Annotated in this window: 8 protein-coding genes, 1 tRNA gene and 1 pseudogene; 4 read left to right on the forward strand and 6 right to left on the reverse strand. The window is 55.3% G+C overall.

Annotated features, from left to right (window positions below; translation table 11 throughout):
- The first annotated feature begins 18 nt into the window (after positions 1-18).
- Entirely contained in the window at positions 19-444 is a 426-nt protein-coding gene (locus VAE55_RS02320) for a hypothetical protein (protein WP_322814210.1), read from the forward strand.
- 140 nt (positions 445-584) lie between these two features.
- Here the strand turns inward: VAE55_RS02320 and VAE55_RS19085 are convergent.
- The 5 genes and pseudogenes from VAE55_RS19085 to VAE55_RS02345 all read right to left on the reverse strand — a co-directional run.
- A pseudogene (locus VAE55_RS19085) lies at positions 585-2288 on the reverse strand (Calx-beta domain-containing protein); the annotation flags it as partial.
- Positions 2272-5010 carry an ATP-binding protein gene (locus VAE55_RS02330; protein WP_322814211.1) on the reverse strand — a complete coding sequence of 913 codons (2739 nt, stop codon included), beginning with the start codon at positions 5008-5010 and terminating at the stop codon, positions 2272-2274. The pseudogene VAE55_RS19085 and the gene VAE55_RS02330, both read right to left, overlap by 17 nt.
- Before the next feature lie 123 nt (positions 5011-5133).
- Entirely contained in the window at positions 5134-7314 is a 2181-nt protein-coding gene (locus tag VAE55_RS02335) for a GAF domain-containing protein (protein ID WP_322814212.1), read from the reverse strand.
- Positions 7315-7323: 9 nt separating this feature from the next.
- A complete protein-coding gene (locus tag VAE55_RS02340) occupies positions 7324-9309 on the reverse strand; it encodes a GAF domain-containing protein (protein ID WP_322814213.1) in 1986 nt (661 codons plus the stop codon).
- Between the two features lie 130 nt (positions 9310-9439).
- Positions 9440-9515, reverse strand: a tRNA-Gly gene (locus tag VAE55_RS02345).
- A gap of 229 nt (positions 9516-9744) precedes the next feature.
- On the opposite strand from VAE55_RS02345, the gene VAE55_RS02350 reads away from it, so the two are divergent.
- The 3 genes from VAE55_RS02350 (at position 9745) to VAE55_RS02360 (ending at position 14548) form a co-directional block, all read left to right on the forward strand.
- A complete protein-coding gene (locus VAE55_RS02350) occupies positions 9745-10554 on the forward strand; it encodes a hypothetical protein (RefSeq protein ID WP_322814214.1) in 810 nt (269 codons plus the stop codon).
- 207 nt (positions 10555-10761) lie between these two features.
- Positions 10762-11673 carry a hypothetical protein gene (locus VAE55_RS02355; RefSeq protein WP_322814215.1) on the forward strand — a complete coding sequence of 304 codons (912 nt, stop codon included), beginning with the start codon at positions 10762-10764 and terminating at the stop codon, positions 11671-11673.
- A 121-nt stretch (positions 11674-11794) separates the two neighbouring features.
- Positions 11795-14548, forward strand: coding sequence for a TPM domain-containing protein (locus tag VAE55_RS02360; protein WP_322814216.1), 2754 nt, complete (start codon positions 11795-11797; stop codon positions 14546-14548).
- On the opposite strand, the gene VAE55_RS02365 is transcribed toward VAE55_RS02360, so the two are convergent.
- Positions 14513-14743, reverse strand: a complete 231-nt coding sequence (locus tag VAE55_RS02365; protein ID WP_322814217.1) for a hypothetical protein — start codon at positions 14741-14743, stop codon at positions 14513-14515. The genes VAE55_RS02360 and VAE55_RS02365 overlap by 36 nt on opposite strands.
- Between the last annotated feature and the right edge of the window lie 383 nt (positions 14744-15126).

A 15126-nucleotide genomic window follows, 5' to 3' on the forward strand; every position in this document is an offset into this window, starting at 1 on the left:
GCTCTCCCTGATCTGGATATGAATCTGCCACCAATCCTGACTCACCGCATCGTTCGCGCCTATCTTGTCATTGCGCTTGGCGCACTGCTCTTCTGGCTGCGCCGCATCTTCCTCCCTACCTTTTTTGAGCTACAGGGGGTCATGTTTGATATTGCCGTACCCTCAGCACTCAACAGTTGCTACAACCGTCCGGCCCTGGCAACCTGTAGCGATGCCGTGATCGTCGTTCTAACTGTCTTCGGGGTCGTGGCTGCGGTCGGGTGGGGAAACCTGGCGATGACCGTCTTTGCACTTATTCTGGCAATTCCACCCCTCGCCCTCTACTTTGCGCTCAGCCCCATCTGGCCGCCGCTGATTGCGCTGGCTTTCATTCCCATCGCGCTCGAACTCGGTCTCTGGTTTCTCTTTCCCCGCCAATCCGATACCTCCAACAACAGCGATTGATCACCGGCACGTTCTTGGTCATATGTGCCTCTGCCTGCCGATGGTATCAGTGTCACGAATGTGTCAGCGCGATACGCTACTCGCTGAGCATACGATAGCCGCTGACTCTTAAAGACACTGTTCTGGATGTCGTCATCAATTATCGTGCCAACGGCTGATGCTGCGCCAAGAGAACCGCCGCTCACTGCCTCTAAAACCACCTGAAGCGTTTCATTCGGTTCAGGGATGTCATCGCCGATAACGACAACGATAATTGATGGATTCTGATCATCGCGTGGAATGACCAGTTCGGCCGGTGTTGTCGCCTGATAGTCCTGACCGGGTGTCGCCGAAATTGGTTCAATCCGATAACGCACCCGCACATCGCGCTCGCGATTGCTACTGCTGAGCGATAACGGAAACTCTAGTTGCGTTGTCGTTCCCGAATTACCTTCATCTACGGTGGCTGGCCCAACACTCACGACGACTGTATCATCATCACGGATCGTCAGCTCCTGCATGGCATCAATCAGCTCGCCATTGGTAATACTGGTGAGCTGAAAACGAATTGTCTCGTCCTCCTCGACAATATCATCTCCGTACACTTCAATGGTAACAGTTGCAGTTGTGCCCGCCCGTGATCCGGCTGCAAACCGCAACGTACCGGATGATCCACCTGGAACACCATAATCTCGATTACCCGCCGGGTATGTTCCGCCAGGTTCAGCCCGGTACGTCACCTCTACATCAACCGCAGCATCGGTCAGCAGCTCGACCACCACATCGCGACGGGTAACCACAGGCGGATTACCTTCATTGACCGGATCGATTGGCTGGACACGCACCTGTACAGCAGGCACAGGGGTCTCCGTTGGTGTTGCGGTTGGCTCCGGCGTGAACGTCGCCGTTGGCTCCGGCGTGAACGTTGCCGTTGGCTCCGGCGTGAACGTCGCTGTTGGCTCCGGCGTGAACGTCGCTGTTGGTACCGGCGTGAACGTCGCTGTCGGCGTATTCGTTGGCCGAGGCACGATGGTTGGCGACAGGGTAGCGGTCGGCGTTGCCGTGACGGTTGGCTCCGGTGTTTCCGTGGCAGTCGGTTCTGGCGTGGGCGTTACGGTTGGTGTCGGTGTAGACGTAAAGGTAGCTGTTGGCACCGGTGGTGGCTGGCGCGTCGGTGTCGTTGTGGCGGTTGGTACCGGTGTAGGCGTTACTGTCGGAGTGAACGGTTGCTGTGGCGGTGTTGCTGTTGGCAACGATACATCAGTTGCCGTCGGTGTATTAGTTGGGCGGGCAGTTGGTGGTGTGGTTGGAGTCGCCGTTTCAGTGGCAACCACAGGAGAGCTAACAGTTGGTGTCGTTGAACGGGTTGGTGTTGGCGTGCTCACGACTATCGGCGTGGCCGTTGGCCCCGGCACAACCACACCACCGCCGACAGTAGGCGTGAATGTGGGTGCTCCACCGCCAGCCGGACTGGAGGTGGCTGTTTCGGTCGGTGTTGGTGTAATCGTTGGCGTTGGTGGATCGATGCGGGTAGGTGGCAGTGGTACAGCAACGATTGGCACCGGTAAAGGTAAAGCCGCGGCCAGGGTCGGGGTTTGAGTTCGCCGTGCCACTTCAGTTGCTGCCAGATTTGGCAGATCTGCAGCCGGTGGCGCGAAGCTCAGATCGGCCGGAAATGGTTCATACGCTCGCAGCAGGCGTGCAGCGCTTACACTAATGAATGGCTGATTGTACGGCGTCAACCACCAGAAGATGACCTGGGTGACACAGAATACCGGTAGGATCGCTAGCAAAAGCGCTCCTCCTACCAGCCAGCGCAAGTAGTCAGGGCCGGTATTTGTCTGTGTCTTACCCGCCGACGACACGTCCCCGCTCCCTCGTATAACGTAACCGGATCGTGAAGGTGCTTCCCTGACCGTGCGTGCTGGTCACGGTTATCGAACCACCCTGCAACTCCAACAACTGACGTGTGATTGCCAGACCTAATCCACCACCACGCTGAGCAGAATTATTCCCATCAACCCGTTGGAAACGGGTAAACAAACGCTCCATGATCTCGGTCGGAATGCCAGGGCCGGTATCACTGATCGCCAGCCAGAGTGTATCACTATCGACCCCTGCGCTCACCAATATCTGGCCCTGGTGTACGTAACGACGAGCATTATCGAACAACTGACTCAATGCCTGCTTCAACAACTCACGGTCAGCCAGAACTGGAGGCAGATCGTCCGGGATAATGAGCAGTACCTGAATGTCACGCTCGCCCAATACAGCCCGATAGGGACGCAGCGCATCTTCGATGACCGGTGCCAGTGCCACCGGCTGGATCTGCACCTCAATCTGACCGGCATCGAGACTAGCGATCATAATCGCATTATTGACCAAATGGGTCATCTGGATAGCACTCTGGCGCACCTCTTCCAGCATTTCACGTTGTTCGGCATCGAGCGCCGAAGTCGCTTGACGAAGGATCAGTTCGAGGTAGCCACGAACAACCGTCAGCGGTGTGCGCAACTCGTGCGAAATCGTGGCGATAAAATCGGTCTTAGCCCGATCAATCTGGATCGCCGACGTAACATCGTGCAACACGATCACCTCACCGAGCCGGGTACCATCAGTCATACATACCGGTGCTCGTCCTACTGCCAGAAAGCGATGACCAATCGTAACAACTTCTTCTGGTCGTCCAAACAGCTCGGAACGTGCTGCTTTACCGGTTAACGGCAGGTCGTGGATTGATAGATCAGCGTGTGCCGGCAGCACCAGTTGCAGCAACTGCTGGGCTGCCGGATTCAACAACACAATCCGTCCTCGCACATCACTGACAATCACACCATCACTGATTGCAGCCAGAATAGCACGGCGCTGTTCGGCATCACGTTGCGCTGCTTCATACAGCAGTGCATTCACCAAAGCCACTGCTGTCATGTTGGCAATCGCCTGTAAATGCGGCAGCACGGCAGATGAAAAGGCATTTCGCTCTGGATGGGCAAAGATGAGTGCGCCAATTGTTTGCTGCTCACGAAGCAATGGCACCACCAGAGCACTTTGCACCCCACCGGCAGCCAGCAATGAATCGGTGTAGGGTACCAGTTGCGTTTCACCATTTACCGGCAGTGTAGTCAGCGTATGTTCGGTTAGCGTCGCATAGTTCAGTGGTGCATTCGAGCGTACCCGAAAGCGCCAGCCATCGGTATCGGGGACGATGGCAATAGCTTCTGTTTGGGGTTTGAGATCGGTAGCACTGGTAGTGGCAATCTGCAAAATGGCATCAATCTGCAATTCACGGTTAAGCTGACGGCTAGTTTGATATAAATGCAACAGATGCGCCGTCATCTGGTTAAAGGCAAGGGCCAGCCGCCCCAACTCATTTTCCGCCTGCACCATACTGCGCCGGTCAAGATCGCCGGCACTAACCGCATCTGCCACTGCGACCAGTTCGTCAAGTGGACGGGTAATTTGACGGGCAACCCAGTAGCCAACAATTACTGCCGCTAACGCCAGGCCGGCGGTAACGCCGATAACTGCATTTCGACTACTGGCCCAGGCGCTCAGAATAAAATCACGTGACAGTCCAACAGCGAAATAGCCGCTTTGGGATCCTCTTATCAGCAACGGTGCGTACACCAGTTGATATTCGTAGTCGCCGGCGCTGATCGTGGTCGACAACGAACAGGTCGGCAGACGCACCGGCTCGATAGGGGTTACCAACCGTCCGGTCAGATTGCCAATGTCGAGACAGGTACCGAGTGCGTTCATGCGCACCAACATCTCGATCTGATCTGCATTCAGACGAAACAGAGAGCGAAAACTCTCTGGTACAGTAGCAGCCAGGAGATCGCCATTGCTGTCTAACCACACAGTCAAGGCAGCCTGGCTACGCTCCTGCAAAAAGTTCAGCGTCCGGTCAAGCCGTTGCGCAACCAGCACACCACCCAGCAATTGTGGCGCGTCAGTATCATCGGCACGGGCATAGACGGGAGCTACCGTAAAGAAGTGCAAAATCTGACTACCATCAGCCTGTTGAAAGGCAATCAACCCACTGTACTTATCACCGAGAATCTCGTTGGTGCCAACCGGTGTCTGTACACCTTGCAAGACCTGTTCGATCAACGGCAAACCGGCAAGGTTTGTCCCAACATACCGGATCGGCTCATCCCCAACCGGCGAGCGCTCCCAGTCGAGCAACGCCATTCCGGTGGGATCAAAGACTATCAAACGATCAGGGGAAATATTCTCGTTACTCTGACCTAGTGTCCACAAACTGCGCAGCGCAATTGCCAGCCCATCTCCATCACGGCGGGCAATAGCGTCGACCACCGCCGGTGCACCGCTATCGGCATTGGCTGCGGTAAACACAATTTGTCCGAGGTAGGCAATATTGCTAATCTCGCGCAAAGCCAGGGTTTCGGCAAAGTTGCGTGCAACCTGCCCGAGTTGATTATTGAATCGTTCCTGCCAGCTTCCCGCTACCAGCGTCATCGCAATACCCGAACCGACGAGCATCACCATGATCACTAGGAGTAGGTAAGGCAGGATGATCGTGAACAGAATGCGCGAACGTAAAACGGTGATGACCTGCCGCACGGCGTTCCCCCGATGTATATACATTCATATATGTGCGGCGACGACTCTTAGCCAGTATAGCCGATGACACAATGATAGAACAAAGGGATTTGGTAACAGTTTCGTAATCTACTAACCCGCCCTTCAGGAATCGCAGCGTTTCACCGGCAGCGCAAACGCAAACGTACTGCCCAATCCCTCACGGCTTTGCAACCAGATTTGACCATGGTGCGCTTCGACAGCCAGCTTGCAGAAGGTAAGCCCTAGCCCGGTACCACGCGACTTCTGCTGTTGCACCTGCCCAAACTTTTCAAAGATGCGAGCGTGGTATTGGAGAGGAATTCCAGGTCCTTCATCCCGTACCCAGTAGATCAGCCACTCGCCGGCAGGCAATGCCGGGATGGTAAAGGAAAGAGCCGGATGTTCACCGCCAGTTGCATTGATTGGCAATGATAGAGAGCGCGCACCTATCGTCACTGTACCGCTGTCGGGAGAGAACTTAACCGCATTATCGATCAGATTTTGCAGGATACGGACGATCTTATCCCGATCAACCTCAATCTGCGGCAATCCAGCGGCCAGATCACGAGCTAGAGTGATTTGCCGTTGCTGAGCTGCTACCTGAAGCCGCTCAATAGCCTCCTCAACCAGATCATACGGTGAGAGTTGTTCGTAATTCAGTGTCATCCGCCCCTGCTCCATCTTGCTGATGTCGAGTAGGGTATTGACCATCGCCAGCATTGTTTCACTACCCTGATAGGCAATGCTCAACAACTCTTGCTGCTGAGAAGAAAGATCACCACCAAATCCGCGTTGTACCATCATAATGCCATTCATAATTGCGGTTAGCGGTACCCGTAGATCGTGGATTAGCATCCCGGTGTAATCATCTCGCAAACGCGCCAGCTCCCGATCTTTCGCAATGTCTTCAAACAGAGCGAGACTGCCGATCTGCATCCCGGCAGTATCGCGCACCGGTAAAATGGTATGGCGGAGATAACGGACAGCCCCCTCGCTTAGTTCCATCTCAATTACACGGTGCGGTGCGCCTTCATTCAACCACGGCGGCTCCTCTACCACCAGCGCTTTACTCATCAATTCTTCGATCAACTCTTCGAGCCGACACCCGATCAGAGCCTCGCGTGAACGATGGAAGATACGGGCAGCAGCCAGATTTCCGGTGACGATGACCCCGCGCATATCGGCCATCAGAATCCCATCGCTGGTTGAATTAACAATGGCCTCGAAGCGATCCCGGACTGTGCTGACCTGTTGAAACAGATGGGCATTCTCTAGCGCAATTCCAATCGTCGCCGCCATCCGGGTGAGCCGAATCGCTTCCTCTTCAGTAAAGTGGCCGGTACGCTTGTTCAGTAGCTCGATCACCCCAATTGTGCGCCCTTTCACCACGATTGGCACACAAAGGATAGACTGAACATTGTAGCCAATCCCTTCACTGACCTGACGGTAGAAGCGTGCATCTTGTTTCGGGTCATGCACAATCGCATATTGCTGCGTACGGGCCACATCACCAACAATCCCCAGGCCAGGTGGCACACGCAAGCCGACCAGCTTTTCCTGCCCTTCCTCCAGGGTTATCACAAAGACCAGTTCACCCGTCTCTTCATCGAGCATAAGCAGCGAACCGGCATCGACGTGGAAGAACTGGTTGATCTTTTCCATCACCAGATGGTAAATCTCTCGCGGATCCAGGGATGAGGTGACTGCCGCAGCAATATCGTTCAAGGTTGCCAGCTCTGCTTCACGGCGTGCCGCTTCTTCGATCATCCGAAATGAGGTGATGGCAGCCGCCAATTGACTGGCCATCAGACGGGCAACATAGACCTCTTTCGCGCCAAACTGACGCACCTGATCGATAGTCGCAAAGGCTAATGCACCAATCACCTGATCTTGCGCAACCAGTGGGATGATCAAGAGTGAGCGGATACGGGCTTCATAGATCATCTTGAGCAAATATGTTGTTTCTGCCGAGCGGTTATGCTGCTCTGGAAGAGCAGAGACATCCGGTATCTGATGCACCTGTCGCTGTTGCAACGACTGGTGCACAAGTGGGAGATCGCTCAGAGGAAGGGGCGGCGGTAACGAAACCCGTGGCGGAAATGTACTGACCAGCGAGATCGTTTCACCCGTCGGATCGAGAAGCAGCACACCACACATCGCGACATCCAACCCCTGAACAAATTCATTCAGCGCCAGCAAGAGGAGTTCATCGAGGGTTGCTGCCGTTTCTATCGCAGTTGCAATCCGTAACAGGCTCTCAGGATGTAACTCTGATCGTTTTATCGACAATGGTTCATTCTTCATCACAACCACTCACAAATGGCCGGCCAATCGATATACCGACGTCGGTTCATTTTTATTATGTAAACTAACCGGCGTCAGTGGCTCAAGAACAAATTGACCTGATGGAATAGTCTTCAAGACACTCTCAGCTACCACTATCTCATCATTACGCGCTAATTGACACAGTCGCCGCGCTTCCCGCATCGCAGTGCCAGACCATGCCATTGTTGCATTGTCGGCCTGACCAATCACGCCAACAACCACTTGTCCAGTAGTAATACCACCGGCCAGCGCGAGATCAACCCCAAACTGTTGTCGCCATTGCAACCGTACATCGCCAAGTACAGCCTGAACTTTGCGTGCCATCTCCAATGCCCGTACTGCATCATCAGATTGTGGCTGTGGAAAGCCAAAGACTGCGCTGAAACTTCGCTCGTCGATTGCGATGTAGACCCCGCGCTGTTGATGGACTACCGACCGACACACGTTATGGAACGGAGCTGCAACACGTTCAAACAATTGTTGAGCGGTCAGATCGGTCAGACGCTCGATCCCGCGCAAGCAGGCGTAAACGAACACCCCAGAGACCGCCTGCGGCTGTAGCGCCTGCATTAACTTCGCCTGCTGGCCCATCAATTCACGTACCGTGGTCGGTGGTAAATATCTACCGAGCAACCGCCGGGCGTGAAACAGGTGCTCTGGCTCAACAATCCCTTCGTAGCCGTAGCGCACCATGACGGTAATCGCATACGCTGCCAGTACTGACACCAGCGCCAGCGCACGCTGACTATAATGATAGGGGTTAAGGCTGGCCAGCGTCAACACACCGATTGGTCTTTCGCCGTGGAACAGCGGCATCGAAAGCGCGGAACGCATCAACTCCAGGCCAGGGGTTGGAATCCAGCGTGTATCACGCTCAATATCATCGATGATGATCCCACGTTGGGCACGGAGCACCCAACCGGCCAGACCATGCTTGAGTATCGGCGCTGATGCCAGGTTAAGCGGTAATATATCGCCACCGCTAAGTGTAATCCGGCTACGAATGGTCAACGTCTCGGCATCGATTAATAAGAAGGTACCGTGACTCGACTCGGTCAGCTCGGCAGCAATTCGCAAGAGTTGAACCAGTGCTCGCTCAAGATCAGGTTGTTCGGCTACGCTGCCGGCAATCCGCTCGAATATTGCCAAGCGATTCTGTTCTCGTTCCAGCCATTGCCGGTAGATCGTCGTTTGCAGATAAGCTGTAAAGAGCGTGGTACTGTGTTCAACTAACTGTTGTTGTTCTTCATTCAAGCGTAGATCGGTACCGGCTAATATCAAACAAAGTGATCCGATTGGCGTTTGTTGCACCCATAACGGCCAGCTTACGACCGTCAAGGTCTGAGGCGAAGCGGTGTTCAACAATTCCCGCATCTGTACACTTGAAAGATGAACAGAGCGTCGTTCACGCAACGCTCGACCAACCGCACTGCTGTTGATGTCAAACGTGGTTGATCGGCGGGCTACACCGATCCCCCAGGCCGCCGAAGGAAACAAAAGTGCGCACTCGGCATCGTGCAAGAGCAACACAGCACCGCGTACCGGCAGATGTTCAGATAAGGTCTCGGCAACCGCTGCCAGCATGGCCTCACGATCAGAGGCTACGCAAAGCCGCTTAGCCAGCGTCACCAGCGTTGATGAGCGTGGCACTGCCGCAATTGCATCGGCAACCGTCTGACGTAAAGCAACCAGTGGGTCGGTATCGGTCAGTGGCGGGAGGTCTGCATTTAATGTCCGTACTGCGTGTTGCCGCGCCTCGTGCAAGGCATAGCGAAGGTTTAGCCATGCCACAAGTGACAAGACCAGGCCAATAATACCGCCAAGGATAAGCGCAACGCCAAACGTCAGCGCTGTTTCGCCATTACCCCAGCGTGTCACAACATCAAGCAGAGCATACAGCAGTAGCCCAAGTGCAATCCCACCTGGCAGAGTAAGGGCAAGGATGCGATGCAGATTGCTACGTGGCAGATACACAGCGGCCTCTCTGGTTTGTGGTTGCTATTGCTTTATCTTAAACGTAACCGAAAATATATATTGCGCCTATTATATACGGTTTTGTAAAAAAAACATGACCGACTCACAAGTTGTGAGTCGGTCGTAATAATGGAGCGGGAGACGGGGTTCGAACCCGCGACCTACACCTTGGCAAGGTGTCGCTCTACCAGCTGAGCCACTCCCGCCTGCTTTGTCCTGTATTATACACAATTTGTTGCATTTGTCGAGTCGGTTTGCTTCTCCAGGATAGGTCGCGTCGATTATAACACACCTGAAAGGCGAGTTTCCAACCTGCCCACAGCCACTCCCACCTGCCGGAATACCACCTGCTGACTATTCACCACCGATTGCCCGGCCAGCGATAAAATATGCTACCCTTCTTCCACAACTGTCGATTGAACAGCAGGACTAACTATGACAACACCACTTCTTATACTCGACTTTTCCGGTACCCTCAGTCTGGAAGCAGTGCGCTTTGGCGCACCAGACCGACTGACAAGCGCACTACAACAATCGGGATTGTACAGGCTGGGGATAGATACTACTCGCTACTGGAATGATCTGGTTATTCCCACCTGGACAGAAGGCAGCACGACCCGTATTGGGCTGCAACGACTATTGGCTCGCCAGCTTCAGAGGCATGGCATTCGCCCTACTGTCGCCATACGTGCGGCAGGCCGCTTTACGCGGGCATATATGGCAGCATCGATTATCGATCCCGCCTGGCAAACACTGTTCGCTACGCTGCGCACTGAACGCCGGGCAATCCCCCTGATTGCCACCGATCATTACGCCGAGGCCACCGTGCAGATCGCCGATCAACTGGCACATCTGCAATGGACGGCCAGGGCATTACGCTGGCACCACGGGCAGGTTAGACGCTGGCGTGTCCGTACAACACCTTATCCAGACCTGGCCTTCATTGCCAATTCCGCCGATCTTGGTACTGCCAAAGCCGATCCAGTCTTCTGGCAGCGGGTACAATCAGGTATACGCACATCAATCAGTCATGTTATTGTTGTTGACGACTTCGGTGCCAGCGAAAATCTGGCCGATTTCTACGCCAATCCAGCACGTGTTGAGCGGCGCCGTCAACAAACCATTGCCGCTACTGAACAAGCGTTTGGTGTACCGGTAACGACCATCTGGTTTACGAGCGATCAGTCTATTGCCCAAACAGTGCAAGAGGTTCTGAAGAAGTGCGTTACCTGCACTGACACGTAAAAGATCAGACGTGTTCTCAAATGAGCCTAGTGTTCACCTGAAATTACCGGTATCCATGATCATTGCCCGACACACCACAAGTATCGTGTGTGTCATTGGTGAAACAGTTTTATCTTGTTGGCCGGTATACATCGCTGCTATAATCAGCATGCGCATGACTTGTCGAGTTTTTCTGGTCATGCGTTAGAGTGGAAAGGAAGGTTCTGCGTGCGTCTACTTGCACTTATTCTGATGACAATCCTCCTCGCCGGTTGTACAACACCGATGCCGCCAACCCCAACCCCACCACCAACAGCAACTGCAACTCCCACCCCTATCCCAACGCCAACCGCCACACCCACACCGGTACCAACACCAACGCCGGCTGCCGAACCGGCAGGAACGGCTATCCCAGCAGCGATTCGCCAGACGGCAAATATCGAGACGTATCGGATGCAATTGTCGCTCCGCGGCAGTGGTCTGGTCGGTGGCTTTAATCTAGGCAATACCACGACCGACCTGCTCTCACTTGATGGTCAGTTCGCCGGCGCTGATGTCTCGTTTACCCTGCGCGGTTTCCTGGCCGCATTCCTCGGCGCCGATGTCACCCGTGGTCTACAGGCGATGACGGTCGGTGGTGTCAGCTATGTACGCGGCCCGCTCACCTTCCTTGGGGCGCCTGATGATGTCTGGTATCGCCTGACGCCTGAGCAGAGTGTGATTGCTACCCCTCCAACCCAGGTGGATACGACACTCAGTGCAGTGAACAGAGCAGGTGCCGATTTCAGTCGTTTTACGATTGGTACAACCGCTGAACGTGATGGGGTGCAGTGTCAGGAGTATGTCGGCGACCGTGAAGCGACAACCGCCCTCTTTGCCAGTCTTGGTGCCATCGGTCTACCAACCCAGTTACCTGATAGCACCGTTACCGATGCCGCCGCTCAGATTTGGGTGTGTGAAGATGGCTATCTACGGCAATTGACTGTAACCTTTAGTGGTACGGCAACCGATCCACAGGGCCAGGCTCAACCATTCTCGTTTGCGCTTGATGTGCAATTGAGCGATATTAATAAGGATATTCGCCTGACCCCACCTGCTGATGCACGCGACCTACCCACGCCCGGAAGCGGTACGCCGTAAAAAGACTGCAACGCACGACCACATTGCGTCGTATTGTATAAGTAGGAAACACATAGATCGCCTGCATCAACACGACAACCTACAGACAGGTAGTGACTGCATCCAGGCAGGGGAAAATTTCATGTGCGCCTCATTGCGTTGGTTCATCGGTATTGTACTCGGCTTCCTCTTGCTGGCACCAGTGTTGGCCCAGGGACGCCTGGTGCTGGTCGATCCCGGCAATCGATTAAACGAGTCGGCAATTCAGGCTGCCGCCGGCCCACTGCTACGCCGTGGTGCGCAGGTAGCAGTATACGTGGTGGATAATGGTGGTGAAAGTGATTTTGAACGACGCCTGATCGCCGATGGCCTGGCCCGTAGCGACAGCAGCGTGCGTTCGACGCTCATCGCCATTTACGTTGCCGTGAATAATCGCTACAGCGCCATCTGGTTCGGTGACGAGTGGAGTGATGCGCTGGCTGTCAATGACAACTATGAATTGATCCGCACCGACCGCCTTAATCCCGGTCTGGCCGACGGTGATTTTACCCGTGGGGTCACCAGTGCTTTGACCGCAATCGAAGAGGCGATTGTCAATCCACCACGTCCCGGCGGGGGGATTACCATCAACACAGATTTAACACCGGTGGTGATTGGTGGACTTAGCCTGGCCGGTGCCGCAGCAGCCGGTGCGGGGTTTTACCAGGTTCAACGCCGCCGCAAGACGCGCCAGGCTGCCGAACGTCGGCTTCGTGATGCGCGTGAGCAAATGGGTACGCTGATCGTCCAGCTTGGGCAGCGCTTCAACACTGCCACCGAAAAAGCTGCGTTTGACCGTGTTTCGTATCCACCCGCTGCCGTTGCCGAGCTGGCCCAGATGAGCGAGGCGGCACGAAGAGCATTTACCGATCTCAAAATAGCCTTTGACGCAATCGGTGAGCAACTGGAACGCGAGGCCAAACCAACCTTAGAACGACTAGAGCAGGCCGCCGTTGCTTACGAGCAGTTGCAACCGCAGGCTGCCGCCGTCACCGAACGGTTGGATGCCCTTGAACAACGCCGTGCCCAACTCGATGCGTTGATCCGTCAGGCACAGGAGGATGTTGCACAGGCAAAAAAAGGATTGACCGACGTCTCTGAGCGCTTGCCGCAGTTTGGCAACGAGCTATCCAACCATGCTGCCGTTTTGGAGCCGCTTCAGCAGGCTATCAGCCGTGCCGAAGCCGCACTGGAGCGTTTGGAAGCTGATTCGGCAATCGCCGCAGCGCAAGAGGCGTCGGTTATCCGGCAAACGTTACTTGATATTCTTCAGCGATACGCAACCACACGGACGGCCATTGTGCAGGGTCGGCGCACCGCCGAACAACTGGCTGCTGAAGGCTATCGCATGGATACATGCCACACCGCACTGGATACGGCACGGGCGGCGCTTGACCGGCTGGCCGGTGTGCTGCAACAGGGAGCGTTGAATGCAGCAGTCACTGCGATTGCTGAAGCTGAAGCAGCCCTTGAAAAGGCACGGCGCGAAGGCTTCGACCTGCCAACAATTCGGGCAGAGAATGAACGCCGCATTGCCGCTCTTGCCGAGCGTGGGCCGCAGATCAACGATCTCATCGAGGCAGGCCGTGAAGCGTTCGATCTGGTTGATGAATTTGCCGAGAGCACCTGGGCTGATATTCGCGGGAACGGCAGTGAAGCGGAGGCTGCCGCCGAACGGGCTTTTGAGCACTGGGAGCAGGCTCGTGCCGCTAACACGATGGAAGCCCAGGACTTCCTGACCGCTCGTGACTATCTTGACGCCGCCGAGCAGGAACTCGATCACGTTGAGCGCCTGATAACCGCTATTACCGACCGCCTGCGTGCCCTGGAAGAGGCACGGGCTATCGCCCGCGATGTGTTAGCCGAAGCGGAACGATCCATTCAGGCGGGCCGCACATTTGTCGCCCAACACGATACCGACGTTAGCCCCCAGGCCGATACGCTACTGGCCCAGGCCAGCTCGCTGTTGCAAGCGGCGCAGGCCGAAGCTGCCAAAGAAAAACCTGACTGGCTACAACTGACCCGTGCAGCGCAAGAGGCCGACCGCCTGGCCGATGAAGCACTCGCCGGTGCCCGTGATGAGGTCGAGCAGGTAAACCGTCTGCGCGAGCGGGCACATCAGGCGCAGCAACTGGCAAGGAACGAGGTGCAAAAACTCGTACATTACGTTACTGTTCACGACGCCGATCTCTCGCCGGCTACTCGCCAGCAGATCGAACAGGTGCGCCAACAGCTTCAGCAAGCGTATGCGCTACTACGGCAGGCCGAGGAAAGTGAAGATACAGCGCGGCGTCAGGCATTGGCAACTGCGATTGACCACTATCTGTCGCTTATTCAGGCAGCAGCCGAGACCTACCAGCGTGCCTACGCCGAGGTGCAGCGTCTTGAACAGGTGCGAGCTACGCTCAATCAGACGCTTCAGCAAGTGCGCGAGAAGCTCAACCGGATTAGCCAGTTCCAATCGGCACTGCGTGCATCGAGTGCAGCAGGCGGCACATTTGCTGCTCTCCAACAACGGTTTAATCAGATTCGGTTGCCGATTAACGGTGAAGCAGCCCTGCAGGCCGCATTGCGTGAGGCACAGGCGATTGATGCTGCGGCGACCGATCTCCTGAGAACCCTTCAGCCACCGATGCCATCAACCCTGGCAACTGACAGCGTCGCGTCTACCCTTGGACGGATGACCGGGGGTTGGGGACACAGCCGCTCGTGGAGTTCTTCGTCAAGCCGCCGCAGCTCGTGGAGCAGCTCCCGCTCCAGTGGGTGGAGTAGTCGAGGCGGTGGCGGCGGCTCATTTGGTGGCCGCGGCGGCGGCGGTGGCTCATTTGGTGGCCGCGGCGGCGGCGGTGGCTGGTAATGATAACGCCCTGGATGTTTCGTCGTTCAATGTCTGCCAGGGCAATAGATGTTCGTGGCGTTCAACCGGCATCGGCGCAGCTAACAAACGACGGGGGCCGTAGCGAAAGAAGAGGCCGTGGGTCGCACAACGCAGGTAGGTGCCTTCAGCGGTGAGCGCCTGACCACAATGAGGACATGTCAGATGGGTGTGCATATCGTCTTCTCCTTAAAAACGACACACCGCTCCCCCTTGCAGGTAGAGCGGCATTGCTTTGTCCGGCCTCTTTACCGGTGGATAACTCGTTCTTAGCTATTGTACAATATTTTTATCATTCTGTATAGAGTGATCGTAACGAAAAAGACACTCCCCAAGATGTACGTACACATCTTGCAGACATCGGTCACACACAGTAATCAATGAGCGACCTGCCAGTATTGATCAGGGTGCTTACCTGACAATTACAGGCCAGCAGCGGCCAGTGCGTCAGCTAGAACCTGTTTCAAAAAACATCTCCTATGAGGGTATCTCATTCATTGCCGACCGATGCCATGATCGTAACGAGCACACCCGGCATTCGGGTGACCAGCCGGGTCAAC

The organism is Chloroflexus sp. (assembly GCF_034432675.1).
In the GTDB taxonomy this organism is placed as follows: domain Bacteria; phylum Chloroflexota; class Chloroflexia; order Chloroflexales; family Chloroflexaceae; genus Chloroflexus.

Coding starts and splice junctions, on each gene's coding strand:
- VAE55_RS02320 (WP_322814210.1), top strand. CDS start 19: ATGAATCTGCCACCAATCCTGACTCACCGCATCGTTCGCGCCTATCTT.
- VAE55_RS02335 (WP_322814212.1), bottom strand. CDS start 7,314: ATGAAGAATGAACCATTGTCGATAAAACGATCAGAGTTACATCCTGAG.
- VAE55_RS02350 (WP_322814214.1), top strand. CDS start 9,745: ATGACAACACCACTTCTTATACTCGACTTTTCCGGTACCCTCAGTCTG.
- VAE55_RS02360 (WP_322814216.1), top strand. CDS start 11,795: ATGTGCGCCTCATTGCGTTGGTTCATCGGTATTGTACTCGGCTTCCTC.
- VAE55_RS02365 (WP_322814217.1), bottom strand. CDS start 14,743: ATGCACACCCATCTGACATGTCCTCATTGTGGTCAGGCGCTCACCGCT.